This window comes from Prosthecodimorpha hirschii (genome assembly GCF_001305515.1).
In the GTDB taxonomy this organism is placed as follows: domain Bacteria; phylum Pseudomonadota; class Alphaproteobacteria; order Rhizobiales; family Ancalomicrobiaceae; genus Prosthecodimorpha; species Prosthecodimorpha hirschii.
This window is the reverse complement of record NZ_LJYW01000001.1, coordinates 5,138,078-5,155,628: the sequence shown is the minus strand read 5'-3', so window position 1 is coordinate 5,155,628 and position 17,551 is coordinate 5,138,078. Positions and strand designations below refer to the sequence as shown.

General features: G+C 70.7%; 12 protein-coding genes and 2 CRISPR repeat arrays (1 of these 14 only partly in view). Of the genes, 11 read left to right on the top strand and 1 reads right to left on the bottom strand.

The window, feature by feature from the left end:
- Positions 1-18: 18 nt before the first annotated feature.
- The 3 genes from ABB55_RS22695 to ABB55_RS22685 all read left to right on the top strand — a co-directional run bounded on the left by ABB55_RS22695 (position 19) and on the right by ABB55_RS22685 (position 3,445).
- Positions 19-1,773, top strand: coding sequence for an AsmA family protein (locus ABB55_RS22695; protein WP_054360853.1), 1,755 nt, complete (start codon positions 19-21; stop codon positions 1,771-1,773).
- 231 nt (positions 1,774-2,004) lie between these two features.
- Positions 2,005-2,256, top strand: coding sequence for a hypothetical protein (locus tag ABB55_RS22690; protein ID WP_054360852.1), 252 nt, complete (start codon positions 2,005-2,007; stop codon positions 2,254-2,256).
- Between the two features lie 28 nt (positions 2,257-2,284).
- On the top strand, positions 2,285-3,445 hold the full coding sequence (locus ABB55_RS22685; RefSeq protein WP_054360851.1) for an FAD-dependent oxidoreductase: 1,161 nt from the start codon (positions 2,285-2,287) through the stop codon (positions 3,443-3,445).
- A 95-nt stretch (positions 3,446-3,540) separates the two neighbouring features.
- Here the strand turns inward: ABB55_RS22685 and ABB55_RS22680 are convergent, their stop codons facing one another.
- Positions 3,541-4,425, bottom strand: coding sequence for a BrxR family transcriptional regulator (locus ABB55_RS22680; protein ID WP_054360850.1), 885 nt, complete (start codon positions 4,423-4,425; stop codon positions 3,541-3,543).
- A gap of 119 nt (positions 4,426-4,544) precedes the next feature.
- On the opposite strand from ABB55_RS22680, the gene cas7g reads away from it, so the two are divergent.
- The 8 genes from cas7g (at position 4,545) to cas2 (ending at position 14,592) form a co-directional block, all read left to right on the top strand.
- Positions 4,545-5,735 (top strand): type I-G CRISPR-associated RAMP protein Csb1/Cas7g, encoded by a 1,191-nt coding sequence (gene cas7g, locus ABB55_RS22675; protein ID WP_200912056.1) that lies wholly within the window; start codon positions 4,545-4,547, stop codon positions 5,733-5,735.
- A complete protein-coding gene (csb2, locus tag ABB55_RS22670) occupies positions 5,732-7,219 on the top strand; it encodes a type I-G CRISPR-associated protein Csb2 (RefSeq protein WP_054360848.1) in 1,488 nt (495 codons plus the stop codon). Before cas7g ends, csb2 begins: the two co-directional genes overlap by 4 nt.
- Positions 7,216-10,350, top strand: coding sequence for a type I-G CRISPR-associated helicase/endonuclease Cas3g (cas3g, locus tag ABB55_RS22665; protein WP_054360847.1), 3,135 nt, complete (start codon positions 7,216-7,218; stop codon positions 10,348-10,350). The genes csb2 and cas3g overlap by 4 nt, the downstream gene beginning before the upstream one ends.
- Complete coding sequence (locus ABB55_RS22660; protein ID WP_054360846.1) at positions 10,347-11,357, top strand: type I-G CRISPR-associated protein, Cas3-extension family; 1,011 nt, start codon at positions 10,347-10,349, stop codon at positions 11,355-11,357. Before cas3g ends, ABB55_RS22660 begins: the two co-directional genes overlap by 4 nt.
- 464 nt (positions 11,358-11,821) lie before the next feature.
- On the top strand, positions 11,822-12,055 hold the full coding sequence (locus ABB55_RS22655; protein WP_054360845.1) for a type II toxin-antitoxin system Phd/YefM family antitoxin: 234 nt from the start codon (positions 11,822-11,824) through the stop codon (positions 12,053-12,055).
- On the top strand, positions 12,052-12,453 hold the full coding sequence (locus ABB55_RS22650) for a type II toxin-antitoxin system VapC family toxin (RefSeq protein WP_054360844.1): 402 nt from the start codon (positions 12,052-12,054) through the stop codon (positions 12,451-12,453). Before ABB55_RS22655 ends, ABB55_RS22650 begins: the two co-directional genes overlap by 4 nt.
- 42 nt (positions 12,454-12,495) lie before the next feature.
- Positions 12,496-14,259, top strand: coding sequence for a CRISPR-associated endonuclease Cas4/Cas1 (locus tag ABB55_RS22645; RefSeq protein ID WP_054360843.1), 1,764 nt, complete (start codon positions 12,496-12,498; stop codon positions 14,257-14,259).
- Positions 14,260-14,283: 24 nt separating this feature from the next.
- On the top strand, positions 14,284-14,592 hold the full coding sequence (cas2, locus tag ABB55_RS22640; RefSeq protein ID WP_054360842.1) for a CRISPR-associated endonuclease Cas2: 309 nt from the start codon (positions 14,284-14,286) through the stop codon (positions 14,590-14,592).
- Positions 14,593-15,077: 485 nt separating this feature from the next.
- Positions 15,078-16,676: direct repeats of the CRISPR family, unit length 37 nt; unit sequence ACGACTCCCGGGCCAACAGCCCGGGCCTCATTGAAGC.
- Between the two features lie 95 nt (positions 16,677-16,771).
- Positions 16,772-17,551: direct repeats of the CRISPR family, unit length 37 nt; unit sequence ACGACTCCCGGGCCAACAGCCCGGGCCTCATTGAAGC (it continues 824 nt past the right edge of the window).

Here is a 17,551-nt window from a genome sequence, read left to right as displayed (position 1 = left end):
AGACAGGTTCGAGGACGGATGAAGAAACTCCTGTTCGGCTTGGCCTTCTGCGGCGGATTTGCGCTGAGCCTCGTGGCGGCCCGGCAGATGGTCCCGACCGAGCTCGTGCGCGCCGAACTGGCCACAAGCCTGGCCAAGATGATCGGCGGCCCGGTCGAGATCCTCGGCACCCCGGACGTTTCCGTGATCCCGACGCTGAAGGTCCGTTTCGAGGCCCCGCGCGTGATGCTGGCCGGGCGTGCCGAGCCGATCGCCGAGATGAAGACGCTGGTCGTCCGTCTCGACATCCTGCCGCTGCTGGCCGGCCGAATCAGCATCGCCGAGATCGGACTGCGCGCGCCGGTGCTCCGGCTCGAGCGGAGCCTGTCGGGCGAGGCGCTGGTGCCGAACCGGGCGGCGCTCGCCGCGCTGGAACCCGGGCGCGTGACCATCGACGACGGCCGGGTGCAGGTCACCGACCCGGCGACCGGCCGCAGCGAGACTTTCGATGGCCTGTCGGCCGCCTTCGTCTGGCCGCGGCTGCGCGGCGGGGCGAGCGTCGAGGCGAATTTCCGCTGGCGCGGCGAGGCCGTCGCCCTCGTGCTGCAAGGCCAGGGTCCGCGGGCGCTGGCCGAGGGCGAGAGCGGCCAGATGGCCGGCTCGCTGAGCAGCCGCGCCCTGCGCGTCGCCTTCGACGGCAAGGGCCTGATCGCCGACACGCTGCAGCTCGACGGCGTGCTCGAAGTCGCCGCCGCCGATCTCGGCCGCGCCGCCGCCTGGCTCGGCGGATCGATCGCATCCGGCCCGCTGCTGCGCGACTTCGCCCTGTCGGGTCGCCTGCGCTCGCTCGGCTATGCGGCGACCGTGGCCGATGCGCGGCTGAAGCTCGACGGCAATGCCGCCGACGGCGTTGTCTCGGTCCGCCTCGACGCCCCCCGGCCGCAGGTGCGCGCGACGTTGGCCTGGGACCAGCTCGACCTCGGACGCTACCGCGCCGCCCTCGCCGACGGGCACTGGCGCCAGACCGGGATCGATGCCGCCGCGCTCGGGCGGGCGGATCTGGACCTGCGCCTTTCGGCCTCCCAGCTGCGGCTCGGGACGACGGGCGGCCTGGACAAGGTCGCGGCGACGCTGCTGGTCAAGGACGGCCGCCTGGACGCCGAGATCGCCGACGCCGCGGCCTTCGGCGGCTCGCTCCGGGCGGTGCTGCGCGGCGAGCCGCGCGGCGACGGCTATCGGGCCACCGGCCGCTTTGCCGGCTCCGGCCTCGCCGCCGCCGGCGTGGCGCGGACCCTCGGCCTGAACGGCATCCAGGACGGCGATCTCGCCGTCTCCTTCGAGGGCGAGGCCAACGGCCGGACCCTGGGCGGTCTGGTCGGCGGGCTCGAAGGCCGCATCGGCGCGGAAGCGCGCAATCTGGTCGTGGCCGCGGTCGATGCCGTCGCCTCCGGCGCGCGCTTCCTGCCGATCGCCTTCTCGAACCCGGTCGCGGCGCGCGCGCCGACCTTCACCCGCGTCGTGCTGGAGGCCGGCCTGACCGGGCACGCCCTGCGCATCGGACGGCTGGATGCCGACGGTCCGCTGCTCTCCGCCCGGGTCACCGGCGAGGCGTCGCTGGCGAGCGGCCTGCTCTCCCTGCGCGGCCGCATGACCATGCCGGACCGGGCCGGCGAGCCGCGCACCGCCGAGGCGCGCAAGCTGGAGATCCCGATCCGCATCGGCGGCACCTTTGCCGACCCGATCGCCGCCGTGGTCACCGCGGAGACCCCCTTCGGCAGCTTCGAGGCCCGCTGATACGCCTTCGAAGCCCGCCGATGCGGGGCCGAGCGCATCGATCGGACCATGCCGGGACGACCGCGACCGGCCGGGCCGATCGCGCCGGCAGCCGGTCTGCATGGTTTTCGATTTCGTAACCGGATCCGTGGCATTTCTGTTCGGCGTTCCAGCGCGATGCCGGTTCCGCCGTCCGGCCGACGGCCAGGTGGGGCCGGCTCGCGCATCCCTTGCGCCATCGCCGGTCGTGACATGCTCGTCCGTTTCGTCGCCTCGCTCCTGAAGATCGCCGTCGCCTCGCTGGCGACCGGCGTGGTGCTGGCCTATTTCAACATCTCGACCGCCATGCTGCTCTCGCATGTCAATCTGACGCCGGAAGAGGCGGCCACCCTGGTGCTCCGGGGCATCGACTGGGCCATGCCGCGCATGTTCCTCGGCGCCCTCTTCGTCATCCCCTACTGGCTGCTGAGCAACCTGCTCCGCCCCCCGCGCGGCTACGAGTGACCCGTCCCGGGACGGCGGGCGACAACCGATGAGCGCATCCGGCGCCCGCCGACATGGCATCGTGCTGGTCGGCGGCGGCCATGCCCATGTCCAGGTCATGACCCGGATGGCGGCGGCGCAGCGGTCCGGGATCCCGCTGACGCTGATCGCGCGCGATCTCGACACGCCCTATTCGGGCATGCTGCCCGGCCATGTCGCCGGCCTCTACCGGCGCGACGAGATCCATATCGACCTCGTCCGGCTGGCGGCCGCGACCGGCACCCGTCTGATCCATGCCGCCGCGAACGGCATCGACCGTGCGGCGCGGACGGTCCGTCTCGAAGGTCACCCGCCCGTCGCCTACGATCTCCTGTCGATCGATGTCGGCATCACGCCCGATCTCTCGGAGATGGCCGGCGCCGACCGGCATGCCGTGGCGGTCAAGCCGATCGGCGGCTTTCTGGATCGGCTGGAGGCCCTGCGCGCCGCGGCCGCCCGCCCCGACGGCCCGCGGCGGATCGTCGTGATCGGCGGCGGTGCGGCCGGCGTCGAACTGGTCCTCGCGCTGCACGCCCGGTTGCGCGCCGATGCGGCCGCCGCCGGCCGCGACCCGGATGGCTTCGCCTTCGCCCTGGTCACCGCCGCACCGCTCGTCCCGACGCTCAATGCCGGCATCCGCCGACGCGTCGCGCGCGCCCTCGCCGCGCGCGGGATCGCGGTTCACGGCGAGGCGCGCGTGGTCGCGATCGAACCCGACCATGTCAGGACGGCGGCCGGCGCCGCGATCGCCGCCGATGCGGTGCTGGTCTCGACCAGGGCACGGGCGCCCGCATGGCTTGCCACGACCGGGCTCGCCCTGGCGCCGGACGGCAGCGTCGCGGTCGGCCCGACGCTGCAGAGCCTGACTGACCCGACGATCCTCGCCGCCGGCGACTGCGCCGCCATGGTGGCGAGCCCGCGCGAGAAGGCCGGCGTCTTCGCCGTGCGCCAGGGCCCGATCCTGGCCGAGAACCTGATCGCCCTGGCGCGCGGCACGCCGTTGCGGGACTACCGCCCGCAGCGCCGGTTCCTGGTCCTGATCGCGACCGCCGACGGCCGCGCGATCGGCGGCCGCGGACCCTGGCTCGCCTTCGAGGGACGCTGGGTCTGGGCCTGGAAGGACCACATCGACCGCCGCTTCCTGCGCACCTTCACGGATTTCACGGCGTGACGGCCGGGCTCGCGGGTTTCCGGGAACAAGCCCGGGAGATGTCGGAATGGCGGGTTCGGCGTGCCTTCCGGCAGCCTACTCGTTCGAACGCCGCATCAATTGCCGCCTTCGCCCGGTCTCGCGGTCGACGACACGAGGACGATATGCTGATCCGTGGCCTTCAGTCCTTCGTGGCCGGGGACCAGGCCGAGCCGAAGGCGGACATAGTATTCGACGGCCCGGCGACAGGTCAGCACCCGGCGGCCGTCGGTCATGCCGTAGTCCGCCTCGACCGCGGCGCGCTGGTGCGGGGCGAGATCCGGATGCGGGGCGATCACCAGGTCGACCGTCTGATGCCAGTCGAGATCGCGTGACGGATCGCCGGTCGCCCGGGCCCCGAGTGCGGCCTCGGACAGGCGGCCGAGCACGAAGTCCTTGAACCGGTCGGTCCCGATGTCGCGGGCGCGGGCGTGCCAGCGGAAGCCGTCGAAGACCAGCGCGTGGGGCTCGAGGCGGCGGCGGCGTGGCTCCGGCGTGGTGAAGGAGCGATAGACGGCGGCCAGTTCGCGACCGTCCCGGATCGCGGTCACGACGGCGGCGAGCGTCGCCGGTTCGACGCGGCGCAGCGGCGCCTCGGCGACGGCGAGCGGCGGTCCTGCCGCGAGCGTGCCGTCGGAGGCCGGCATGACCCCCTCGGCGATCAGGCGGAATTCGCGCAACAGGTCGCCCGTGTCGGCCGCGTCGGCCGGCCGGAGCCCGGGACCCGCGCGGTAGGTGCGCGCCCGGGTATCGTAGACGAGCGCGCCGGGCCGGGCGGCCTCGAAGCGCTTCAGATCGGCCGTCGCCTGGTTGGGCGAGACCCCGAAACGCTCGACCAGATCCGACCGATTGATCCGCCCCTCCCAGACCAGGCGCCGCTCGACGAAGTCCAGCCGCCGCTCGACGCTCCAGCGCAGCCCCGCCCGGTCCCCGCTGTGGATATCCTCGCCGCCTTCGTGCATCCTCAACCTGTCTTTGCGGGGATCCGTCTTGACACGGCAATTGTCCCACAAGAAAGTATGCGCATAGTTAATGGGATGATGGATGGGAGGCGGGAATGGACCTTTCGAGGCTCGCAGGGATGGTCGCCACCGATGCCGCCCTCCGCCGACGACAGCGTCTGCAGCCGGTTGGCGGCCAGGGCGACAAGATCTTTCCGCCGACCTACCCCGGAGACGGCCGAAATGCCCAGCCGCGCCATGTCTTCGAACGTCGCCGCCGGAGTGAAGGCGAGGTCTGGTGCGTGCTCGTCGACAGTGTGCAGTCCCAGGCAAACCGCCTGGAGGAGGCGCTTCTCGGTGCGCTGCGCGACGGCGTGGCCGCCATTCCGCACGTCGTCGTCGACTTTCGCGGCAAGGACCTGACCGGACTGACCGAGATCACCTCGCTCGATGCACCGCACCGCGTCTATGACGCCATTTTGCGGGACAGCACGCTCGGCGGCCAACCGTTCATGGACAGCGATGTCGGCAAGCGCATCAAGACCGGCGATCCCGGCGCGCTCCTCGAGGTTTCACCGACGGCATTGCTGTTCGGCTCGTGGCATTCGACCGGCGAAGGCGGCGGCATCGGCGCGAAATTCGCACGCTGCCTCGTCTCGGAAATCGTCGCGATCGATACGCCCGTGGACGAAGTCCCGAACCAGCGCACCGGAGAGATCGAAACCCGCACTGCGGGTCGCCGGACGGGTAGCCGGATCGACCCCCTCGGCATTCTGCGCCGGGTCGAGGTCTTCAAGGGCGAAAAGGGCTGGGACGTCGACAAGGCCGGCGCCGGGGCCAAGGCCAAGGAAGTTCGCCCGTCCGAGATCAACCATGGCAATATCGCGCCGTCGGTCCAGCCGCTCGGCGTCACCTGCGATCACGTCGAGCACATGGTCGTCATCAGCTTCGCGGCGCTGCGCCGGCTGCGCTTCGGCACGCCCGAGAAGGATTCCGCCGGCCGCACGCTGCTCACGGCGCTCGGCCTTCTGGCCGTCACCGAGCAGGATGCACGTGGCTACGCGCTCAGGTCTCGCTGCGACCTCGTTTGCGACGGGCGAGCGCCGCTCGAACTCGTGCATGCCGACGGTTCGACCGATGCCGTGGTGATCGACCGGGACGGCGCCCGCAAGCTCTACGCCGATGCGCTCGCGGCGGCCACACGCGCCGGCTTCGTCTTCGCCGACGCGCCGATCCGGCTCGAACCGCAACCGAAGCTGGTCGAGATCGTGCGCCGGAGCCAGGAACTGGCGCTCCAGGACAAGGGCGGCGAAGCCGGGGAGGAGGAATGACCCTCGTCCTCGAGATCGAGCACCTGACCGGCGTCGCCTTCGCCGCCGTCGGGCCGGACAGCGACGCGCCAGACTGGCCGCCGCAGCCGGACCGCGTGTTTTCGGCCCTGGTCGCATCCTGGGCCGCGCGCGGCCGGCGCGAAGACGAGCGCCGGGCGCTCGAATGGCTCGAGCGGCAGGATCCGCCGGAAATCGTGGCGTCAGACGCGGTTGCCAGGACCGCTCCAGTGAGCTTCGTTCCGCCCAACGATCCACAAACCCGCAAGTCCGCCGACCGCAGCGTGATGCCGGCCTATCGCCGCCGCCAGCCGCGCCGCTTCCCGGCAGCGCGGCCGACCGACGCCGTCGTCAGGCTCGTCTGGGGCTGCAGCGTGTCGGATGGGGAGCTGCTCTCAGCCCTCGATGCGCTGGCTGCGGCCACAGCCTATATCGGCCACTCCGCAAGTTTGACCCGCTGTCGATTCCGCGACGATGCCGGTTCAACGGATTGCGATCGGCGCACCTCCGCCGCGCGGCGTGTATATCCCGGACGATTGGGCGAACTCGAACGCGCCTTCGCGGACGGGCGACGCCCGAGCCCGGGCGCGCGGATCGGTGCCCGGCCGCAACCCGCCGAGCGCCCGCCGCAAGGGGTCTTCTCCCCCGACTGGCTGGTCCTCGAACATGTCGACGGTCCGATGCCGGACATCCGTGCCGCCGCCATGGTCGCCAAGGCGATCCGCGATGCGCTTCTCGACGGCTACGGCCGGCTCGGCGAACACGGCGATCGGATCCCGTCCGTCGTCAGCGGTCATGCCGCCGACGGCGCACCCAGCCGGGATCCGCATCTCGCGATCGTGCCGCTCGCCTTTGCCGGCTTTCCCCATGCCGACGGGCAGGTGCTCGGCTTCGCCCTGGTGCCGCCGCGTGGCAGCGGCATCCTCGACGATGCCACCTTCCGACGGGCCGTCGGCACGCTGTGCTACGACGACGAGGATTCCGGCCGCCTTGTGCTCGACATCGCCAGCCGCAGCGCCGATCCGGGTCCGTCGGCGACAGGCGCCCCGTTTCGCCTGCGCTTCTCGCCGACCTTCGAGCCCGATCGCCGATCACTGCAATCGTGGCGCTACCGCGGTCCGGCGCAAAACTACGCCAGCGTGACGCCCTTGGTGCTCGACCGGCACACCAAGCAACGTGGCGACGACCTCGTCGCGGAAGTGGCCGCATCGATCGCCGCAGCCTGCCGGAACATCGGACTGCCGGAACCCGTACTCGTGGTTCCCGACAAGCACTCCGCCGTCGACGGCGTCGTGTCGGCATGGCCGTCGGGCCGGGCGCCGTCCTGGACGCGATGGCGGTTGCCGCCGGCGCTGGCGAGCCGGCCGCTCACCCACGCGGTTCTGCATTTCGACGTCCCGGTCGAAGGGCCGTTGATCCTCGGCGCCGGGCGCTTCCTCGGCATGGGCCTGTGCCTGCCGATCGGCTCGAAGGAAATGGTCCGATGAGCGCGGATCTGTCGATCGAGGACTTCGCGGCCTTCTTCACCGAGGTACACGGCGTGACGTCGTTCCCCTGGCAGTCCCGACTCGCCGCCGAGATCGCCGACACGGGTCGCTGGCCGGAGGTCCTCGATCTGCCGACCGGCTCGGGCAAGACGGCCGCGATCGACGTCGCGGTGTTCAATCTGGCCCTGCAGGCGGATCGCGGTCCCGATCGTCGCGCTCCCGTGCGGGTCGCCTTCGTCGTCGACAGGCGTTTGGTGGTCGACGATGCCTTTGTGCGCGCACGGAAACTCGCGCAGACGCTGGCGACCGCGACCGGCGACGGCGCCGCGGCGCGGGTCGCGGCCCGGTTGCGGCGCCTGTCGGCGAGCGATCCCGGATCCGGCGAACGGCCGCCGCTGGTCGTCCGGCGCCTGCGCGGCGGCATCCCGCGCGAGGACGACTGGGCTCGGACGCCGTCGCAGCCGACGGTCCTCTGTTCGACCGTCGATCAGGTCGGCTCGCGTCTGATGTTCCGCGGCTATGGCCTGTCCGATCGCATGAAGCCGATCCATGCCGGCCTCATCGGCTCGGATTGCCTGATCCTGCTCGACGAGGCCCATCTGGCGGAACCGTTCAGGCAGACGCTCGATTGGGTCCGGCACTATCGCGGCGCGGCATGGCGCGACGTGACCTTCGGCGACGGTGGCCCCTGGGGCATGGCCACGCTGACGGCGACGCCGGCCGTTGGCGCCGCGTCCTTTTCTCTCGGCGCGGATGACCGGGCCGATCCCGTGCTCGCCGCCCGGCTGGGTGCGTCAAAGCCGGCACGGCTGGTCGGTCCCGCCAAGGCGCAGGCGACCAGGTCCGAGCTGGCCGAAGGCGAGGAAGAGGCGGACGCGGATGCGTCGACGCGCGACATGGGCGATGCCGACCTGCTGCGGCGGGTCGACGCGATCGTCGCCGAAGTCCATCGCGCTCTGGCCGAACTGCGCCGCCGCGGCATGACCGCGCCGGCCATCGGCGTCGTCGTCAACCGCGTGGCCCGCGCGCGGGCCGTGCACCAGCGCCTTGTCGCGGCGCTCGGCCCGGACGGCATCGCGCCGGTGCTGCTGATCGGCCCGGCCCGGCCGGTCGACCGCGACGCCTTGGCCGGCGCCGAACTTGCGCCGATCCGGACCGGGGCGAACCGTCCGACGGCTCCGTTGATCCTGGTCGCCACGCAGTGCGTCGAGGCCGGCGTCGACATCGATCTCGATGGCCTGGTGACCGAACTCGCGCCGCTCGATGCGCTGCGCCAGCGCTTCGGCCGCCTCAATCGGGCCGGCCGGCCGTTCCTGCCGATCGCCACCATTCTCGCCGCCAAATCCGACCTTTCGCCCAGGGCCGACGATCCGGTCTACGGCAAGACATTGCGGGCGGCCTGGGATCATCTGACGACGATGGCCGTTGGCGCGCCGGATCTGGTGGTCGACTTCGGCATCGATGCCTTCGAAGCCGCCATCGCCGCCGTGCCGATCCCGCCGGACGCCGTATCCCGCAAGGACGACGCACCAGTGCTGATGCCCGCCCATCTCGATCTTTTCGCGCAGACGTCGCCGATACCCTTTCCCGATCCCGAGATCGGCCTCTGGCTGCATGGTCCGAACCGCCAGCCGGCATCCGTCTCGGTGATCTGGCGCGCCGACATCGACCCCGCCATCGGCGACGTCAGGCCGTTGCTGCTCCTGGTTCCGCCGCGCTCGGGCGAGGCGATCGAACTGCCGGTCTGGGCGGTCCGCCGCTGGCTGGAAGGCCGCACGACCGGCGGCGGCGCGCTCGCCGACATCCCGACGCGCGCCCCCGAGGAGGACGGCCGGGAAACGAACAGCGCTTTCGGACGAAAGGTCTTTCGCTGGGCGGGCGACGACGACCGTTCGGACTGGATCGCCCCGGCCGAGATCCGCCCGGGCGACACCATCGTCGCGCCCGCAGGCTACGGCGGCGTCGACCGCTTCGGCTGGAACCCCGGGTCCAGGGACCCCGCGACCGACGTCGCTGACGCCGCCGCCGAACCCTTCGCCGGACGCCGCTTCGCCCTGCGGCTTGCGCCGGGGCTCGTCGACGTGACGACCGCGTCGGGCGACGGCACGGCAACGGTCGAACGCGACGAAACGGCAACCCGCGCCGTCGAGGCGGCACTGGCCGAGGCGCTGTCGGCCGTGCCGATCGCCCGGTGGCCCGCGCTCCGCGACGCTCTCGCCGCCGTGCCTCTGTCGAAAGGCCTCGTCGAGCGGCTCGCCCGGCTGGAGCATGCCCGCGGCGGGGTGGCCGGCCTCCAGGTGCATCTCGACCTCTACGGCTACGGCAACGGCCCGGACGCCGACCGCCCGCGCGGCGTGGTCGTCGTCGCCCCCTTCGGCATCCGGGGCGGCCCGACGGCGGACGAGGCGCACACCGGCGCCACCGAGGACGACCGTGTCGGCTCCATGCCCGGCTTCGCGCTCGGCCTCGGCGAGCACTGCCGCGATGTCGAGGCCTTCGCCCGCGGCTTCGCCCGCGACGCCGGGCTATCCGAAGCGCTGGTCGCGGATCTGGCGCTCGCCGGCTTCCTGCACGACGCGGGCAAGGCCGACCCGCGGTTCCAGTCGCTGCTCGCCTATGGCGCGCCGTTCGGAATGGGCCCGGGCATGCTGCTGGCCAAGTCGGCCCGGCGCGCGCCACCCGATGCCGGCACGCGCCTCGGGCTGACGAAGTCCTGGCGCCACGAGGCTCTGTCCGTCCGACTGGCGCCGCTGCATCCGCGCTTCGCCGAGGCGTCCGATCCCGAATTGGTGCTGTGGCTGATCGGCACCCACCACGGCTGCGGCCGGCCGCTCTATCCGCACGGCGACGCCGAAGCCGATGCATCCGTCAGGCCGCTGCCGCTCGTCGACGCCGCGGCGGTCGATCTTCCGCCCGGCGCCGGCCCCCAGTCGCTCGGCTACGACCGGGACGGGCTCGACTGGCCCGGCCTGTTCGAAAGACTGAAAGCCCGCTACGGCATCTGGGATCTCGCCCGCCTCGAAGCCGTCCTCCGCCTCGCCGACCACGGCGCCTCGGCGGCCGCCGAGGCGCGGGCGATGTCCGGCGAAGGCCGCCCGGCCGTCGCCACGCTCCGCGGAGATGTCGCATGACCGCCGCCCGCAGTCACCGTCTAGACGGTCTCGAACCCGACAACCTGCTGGCGTTCCAGGCACTCCTCGGTCTCCTGCGGGCCCTGGAAGCCGTCGACCGGGCGCGGGACGCCGGCGAAGCGAAGTTGATGCCGCGGGTTGCGTGGGATGTCGAAGGCGCGCCGCTGCGCCCGGTCGTGCATCTCGCCTCCGCACGGACCAGGGGGGCGCTCGCCGCGGAGGCAGCCGCAGGCGTGGAGATCCTGGCCGGCGACAATCGTGCGGCCGGCGATCGCCTCGATCTGAACCACCCGCGCCCGGATGCGCGCGACCGTCTCGCCGCGGCGACCAAGGCCGCATCGGCGCGCGATCGCGGCCGTGTCGACGTGCTCGCCGCGCTGATGACCGACGCGGCGGTCAAGGAGGACAAGGATCCGGCCAAGGCGCCGATCGATCCGACCCCGCTGTGCCTGCTGTTCGGCCAGGGCCACCAGCACTTCCTCGACCGCTTCGCCACCGTCCCGGCCACGCCGGCGCCGCCGACGCGCGGACGCGGCAAGTCCGCCGTCACCATCGATGCCGCGACCTGTCTCGCCGAGGCGCTGTTCGAGCCCTGGCATCGCGCCGATCCGACCTTCTCGTTCCGCTGGGATCCGGACGAGGACGTCCGCTATGCGATGATGGCCGGCGACCCGACCGACGCCGCCTACAAGGGCGGAACCCAGCACGGCGCCAACCGCCTCGCCGCGATCGGCATCGGCGCGCTCTCGGTGGTGCCGCAAGGCCGCCGCGGCCGGGTCAGGGCCGCCATCTTGGGCGGCGACGTCGATTCCGAAGGGACCTTCTCGCTGGCTTGGCCGGTGTGGCGCGCGCCGGCCAGGCTCGCCGCAATCCGCGCGCTGTTGAGCCATCCCCGGCTGCGCCACGCGGGCGAGTTGGATCACCTGGGCGTCGACCATGTCCTGGTCGCCAAGCGCATCTCGGTCGGCAAGTTCATGAACTTCACGCCGGCTCGACCGCTGACATGAGAAACGTCCCGGGAAGAACTTCCCGGGACGTGTGCTTCAGGCCCTCGTCACGCGACGCGTCCGCTCATCGCGATAGCCTTCGCATCCGGGAAGCGCTTGCCCGCGAGGATATCGGTATCCTGGACTCGGATGAGATTCGGGCCTCATTGAAGAATACAATGAAGCCATTAAGCTTCTGATGAAACTAATATTTCCCGGGTCTCATCCTCAATCGCCACACGGGTCAGGACTCAGTTCGGGGTCCGGTTTGCTTAAACTGGCCAACGGCGGGTGTTCGGCAGCGTCCGCAGCCGATCCTCGGCTACTTCGAGATGGTCAGGCAGCGGCCCGCAAGCCGGCCAATCGGTACGACCATCACCGACGCCAGTATCGAAAGCAGCAGGGCACATTTCGGAATCGGTGGCAATTGACATCGCTCTGGACTTGACTTAGCTAAGTCTGGCTAGAACATCCTAGGCGATCCCATGCAGGTATCTATCCACGCGGCCAAGACCAATCTGTCGAAGCTGATCGAGGCCGTCGCGGCCGGCGAAGAGGTTGTGATCGCGCGCGGCAAGACGCCGGTCGCGCGGCTGGTGCCGTTTCAGGAGCGAACTTTCAAGATCGGTCTTCGCGACGACACCCTTGCCCAGCCCCTGCCCGACTTTCTGGAGCCGTCGGGCGAGGACGACCTGACGGCCTGGGAGGGTGGCGCGTGAACCCGGTCCTCCTGGACACCCATGCCTGGGTCTGGGCGACGTTCGAAAGTCGCCGGCTCTCGCCTCTGGCGCGAGCGGCGCTCTCCACGGCGGAAAGCGTCTGTCTCAGTGCGATCAGTTTCTACGAGATCACGCGGAAGGCGGCCCTCGGACAGTGGCCGGAAATGGTCGATCGGCTCGGCGAGTTGCCGGCGCTGCTCGTCGAGCAGCAGGGTCGCGAAATCGCCCTCGATGGCGTGGCCTGCCGGCTGGCCGGGACGCTCGCCTGGGATCATCGCGATCCGTTCGATCGGATCATCGCCGCGGTCGCGCTGACGACGGCGATGCCCCTGGTCTCCGCCGATCCGGCCTTCGACGCGCTCAGGGGACCCTATCCGGCTTTCACGCGGCTCTGGTGAATCCGGCCTGCCTCCTGCACCATAGGGTGCAGGAGGTGCCCCATGTGTCCTTCTGATACGCCGTCTCCGCCCGCGCAGACCGTTCCGGCACAACCATTGCGAAACCGCCAGGGCGAGCTCGACCTTCGGGCGCCCTCGGCCGCCGTCGACGAACTGCTGGTTCCGGCGCGGATGATCAACGAATGGATCTATTGCCCGCGCCTGGCCGTGCTCGAATGGAGCCGCGGCGAATGGGCCGGCAATGCCGACACCGCCGCCGGCCGGCGCGCCCACGCGGCGACCGAGACCGGCCCCGCCCCGGCCCTGCCGCCGCCACAAGCGCTCGCCGACGACCGGACCCTGAAGACCCGACGCCTGCTGCTCGCCTCCGAACGGCTCGGCCTGACCGCCGAACTCGATGTGATCGAGGCGGACGAGGGGGCCGTCGTGCCGGTCGACATCAAGACCGGCAGGCGTCCCCATGTCGCCGAGGGCGCCCATCTGCCCGAGCGGGTGCAGGTCTGCGTCCAGGCCCTCCTGCTGCGCGAGGCCGGCTACCGCTGCGACGAGGGCGCCTTGTGGTTTGCCGACAGCCGCGAGCGCGTGCGCGTCGATCTGACCGACGAACTGATCGCCACGACCCTGCGGGCGGCCTCCGAACTGCGCCTCAGCGTCGCGGCCGGACGCCTGCCGCCGCCGCTCGACCATTCGCCGAAATGCGTGCGCTGCTCGCTGCTGCCGGTCTGCCTGCCCGACGAGGTCAACTGGTTCCGCAAGGGGGCGATCCCGCGCACGCCGCCGCCGGCCGCCTCCCCGGCCCTGCCGCTCTACGTCCAGGCGCCGGGCGCGCGCATCACCAAGAAGGACTTCACCCTCGTCGTCCAGGTCGACGGCGAGGCCGAGCGCAGCATCGCCTTCGACGAGGTTTCCGAACTCGTGATCGCCGGCCCGGTCTCGCTGACCACCCCGGCGATCCACGAATTGCTGCGCCGCGACGTGCCGGTCGCCTGGATGTCGTCCGGCTTCTGGTATCTCGGCTCGACCGGCGGCCAGGGGCCGCGCAGCGCCGCGGTGCGCACCGCGCAGTATGAAGCGGCCGGCGACCCGGCCCGCCGCCTCGCCTTCGCGCGCGAGCTGGTCGCCGCCAAGATCCGCAACGGCCGCACCATGCTGCGCCGCAACTGGCGCGGGTCCGAAGAGGCCCGCGGCCCCGCGCTCGACCGTCTCGCCCTGATCGCCGACCGCGTGCCGCGCGCCGAGACCGCCCCGGCCCTGCTCGGGCTCGAAGGCGAGGCCGCGGCCCTCTATTTCCGCGCCCTGCCGCATCTCTTCACCGAAGCCGTCGCCGCCCTGCCGGCCTTCGCCTTCGACCGCCGCAACCGGAGGCCGCCGGCCGATCCGGTCAATGCCTGCCTGTCGCTCGCCTATGCGCTCCTGACCCGCACCTTCTCGTCCGCGATCGCCATCGCCGGCCTCGATCCGTGGAAGGGCCTCTACCATGTCGAGCGGCCGGGCCGCCCCGCCCTGGCGCTCGATCTGATCGAGCCGTTCCGCCCGGTCCTAGCCGACTCGGCCGTGCTGATGGCGTTGAACAACGGCGAACTGGCCCCCGACGACTTCATCCACGCCGCCGGCGGCTGCAACCTCAAGCCTGCGGCGCGCCGCCGGCTGGTCGCCGCCTACGAGCGCCGCCTGGACCAGGAGACCACGCATCCGGTCTTCGGCTATCAGGTCTCCATGCGCCGGCTGATCCAGATCCAGGCCCGCCTGTTCGCCCGCTGGCTCGGCGGCGAGATCCCCCGCTATCCCCATTACATGCCGCGCTGACCGCGCCTTGCGGAGACCCCGGCCATGGCCGCACGCCGTTCCAATGCCGAACACGCCTATGTCGTCGCCTACGACATTTCCGACCCGAAGCGCTGGCGCGGCGTGTTCAAGACCATGAAGGGCTACGGGCGCTGGCTGCAGCTCTCCGTGTTCCATTGCCGCCTCGACGGCGGCCGGCGCATCGAGATGGCCGCCGCGCTGGACGCGCTGATCGACCGCGACACCGACCACGTCGTCATCCTCGATCTCGGCCCGGCCGAGGATGTCGAGCTCGCCGTGGAAAGCCTCGGCAAGCGCTTCGAGCCGATCGAGCGCCGCGCCGTCGTCATCTGACGGCCATCGCCGGCCGGACACGGCGCCGTCGGCCCCCCTGCCCCTGCCCCTGCCCCTGCGCCTGCCCCTGTTCCTGTTCCTGTTCCCGTCCCCGTTCCTGTCCCAGCGCCTGTTCCTGCCCCTGCCCCTGCCCCTGCCCCTGCCCCTGCTCCTGTTCCTGCTCCCGCGTCTGCCGCTGCTCCCGCGCGCCGCACGCACGCAGCAGGAGGCCCGCACGGCGCAGGAGGCCCGCAGGCTGCGAGCGTGCCGCCGGATGACGCGCCCGCGCGAAATGCGCTACCATCGCCGCCTCGGCGCGAGCGCTGCCGCGCGACAGATCTTCCGCCCAGCGCTCGCAGACCGGCCAACGCCTTGATTCCGGCGGGTTCTTTGTTATCGTGGATGAACCGGAACGTGGGCAAATCCATGCGCACCCGCATGCATCCGCGGACCCCTCGCAAACACCCCTGCAAGGCACTCGCCGGCCAGGGGAAATCCGGGGGGCCACGACTCCCGGGCCAACAGCCCGGGCCTCATTGAAGCTCCTCCCAATCCTCCCAATCCTCCCATAAGAAATAAAACGACTCCCGGGCCAACAGCCCGGGCCTCATTGAAGCGGAGCCTTGGCCGGTTTGGTGGTCGGCTGCATCGCCGCACGACTCCCGGGCCAACAGCCCGGGCCTCATTGAAGCCCTTCTTGGCGTCGCCGACGGTGCCCATCTTGATCTACGACTCCCGGGCCAACAGCCCGGGCCTCATTGAAGCATCCACTGGCGGACGCGGCTCGCCGTCTTGAGCGTGGTACGACTCCCGGGCCAACAGCCCGGGCCTCATTGAAGCATGCACTGCGCGCCGGCACGATCAGCGTCGCCGATGCGACACGACTCCCGGGCCAACAGCCCGGGCCTCATTGAAGCGAATTATTCAGGTTTGAAAAAGCTGCTGCTCTATTTCGTACGACTCCCGGGCCAACAGCCCGGGCCTCATTGAAGCGAACTGCTCTACGCCGTGCCGCAGGGCTACCGCTTGAAACGACTCCCGGGCCAACAGCCCGGGCCTCATTGAAGCGGCTCCTCGACGCGCTGGATCGCCTGATCGAGCACGACGACTCCCGGGCCAACAGCCCGGGCCTCATTGAAGCCGGTCCATACGGCGTGGGACCTTGGCGTCGGCGACGACGACTCCCGGGCCAACAGCCCGGGCCTCATTGAAGCCCCGACATCAGGCCCAGGCCGAAGCCAAGCAGGGCATACGACTCCCGGGCCAACAGCCCGGGCCTCATTGAAGCTACTCTCAGAACGACGGGTCTGTGTAGCGCTCGCGCTCACGACTCCCGGGCCAACAGCCCGGGCCTCATTGAAGCGTCGAAGACCTGCATTCCGCCGGCTCGCTGACGAACCAGACGACTCCCGGGCCAACAGCCCGGGCCTCATTGAAGCGTCAGTTCACGAAGCCGCGCCATGACTTCCGGCGCGAACGACTCCCGGGCCAACAGCCCGGGCCTCATTGAAGCTGAAACGGCGCGTTGCGCGCCCTGCCTGGAGCCCCTGAGAACGACTCCCGGGCCAACAGCCCGGGCCTCATTGAAGCAGTTCGTCGTGGGTCGCCTTGAAGGCCTCGAAGGCTTACGACTCCCGGGCCAACAGCCCGGGCCTCATTGAAGCATGGGTGGCCGGTTTCTCCCGGCGGTCGAAGCCTACACGACTCCCGGGCCAACAGCCCGGGCCTCATTGAAGCCCGTCCGCCCGAAACGCCGCCGCAAGGAAATCCGTGACGACTCCCGGGCCAACAGCCCGGGCCTCATTGAAGCATCGGCGGCAACTGCAATCATGGCGAGTTTGCGCTTGACGACTCCCGGGCCAACAGCCCGGGCCTCATTGAAGCTTTTCAGCTGCGAGCCAATACTGCAGATCACTGCTCACGACCCCCGGGCCAACAGCCCGGGCCTCATTGAAGCAGGCCGGCGATGCCACCGGAATGGTAGCGCGGCGCGCACGACCCCCGGGCCAACAGCCCGGGCCTCATTGAAGCATTCAAGAAATACCGCCCGCATAGTCCCCGGAACCACACGACCCCCGGGCCAACAGCCCGGGCCTCATTGAAGCCTGATATTCGGAATGAGACTTGACTTTTGCAGTCAAACGACTCCCGGGCCTCATTGAAGCTTCAGGTGCTCGATGCGCTTGAGGTGGTCCCGAGGCACGACTCCCGGGCCAACAGCCCGGGCCTCATTGAAGCAGGAGCCGCTTTGCGGTCGACCGAGAGCCCGCCCCGGACGACTCCCGGGCCAACAGCCCGGGCCTCATTGAAGCCCGCCATTAACCCCTTCATGACGGCGCGCTCGTGCTTACGACTCCCGGGCCAACAGCCCGGGCCTCATTGAAGCCGCCGCATCCCGCTCGGACTCGGCCTTCTCGGCGTGACGACTCCCGGGCCAACAGCCCGGGCCTCATTGAAGCTGGTCAGTCATGGGCGGGGTCCTCCGGGTTGGCGGTCACGACTCCCGGGCCAACAGCCCGGGCCTCATTGAAGCGCACGTCGGATCCGAGATTGTGCACCTTCTCGGGCATACGACTCCCCGGGCCAACAGCCCGGGCCTCATTGAAGCGGCTAGATTGAACCCTTCCATAGCGGCCTCACTGCACGGACGACTCCCGGGCCAACAGCCCGGGCCTCATTGAAGCCTGCCCGGCCAGCAGGCCGCCTGATCGCAAGCCTCGTGCGCACGACTCCCGGGCCAACAGCCCGGGCCTCATTGAAGCTCCGATCCCCAACAAGAATATCCTACCGGTTTCCAACTCAGACGACTCCCGGGCCAACAGCCCGGGCCTCATTGAAGCTCGGCATAGGTGCCGCCAACACAGCTTGCGATGTCGAGACGACTCCCGGGCCAACAGCCCGGGCCTCATTGAAGCGCGTCATCGGCGGCCGCACCATCTTTCGCACCACCGACACGACTCCCGGGCCAACAGCCCGGGCC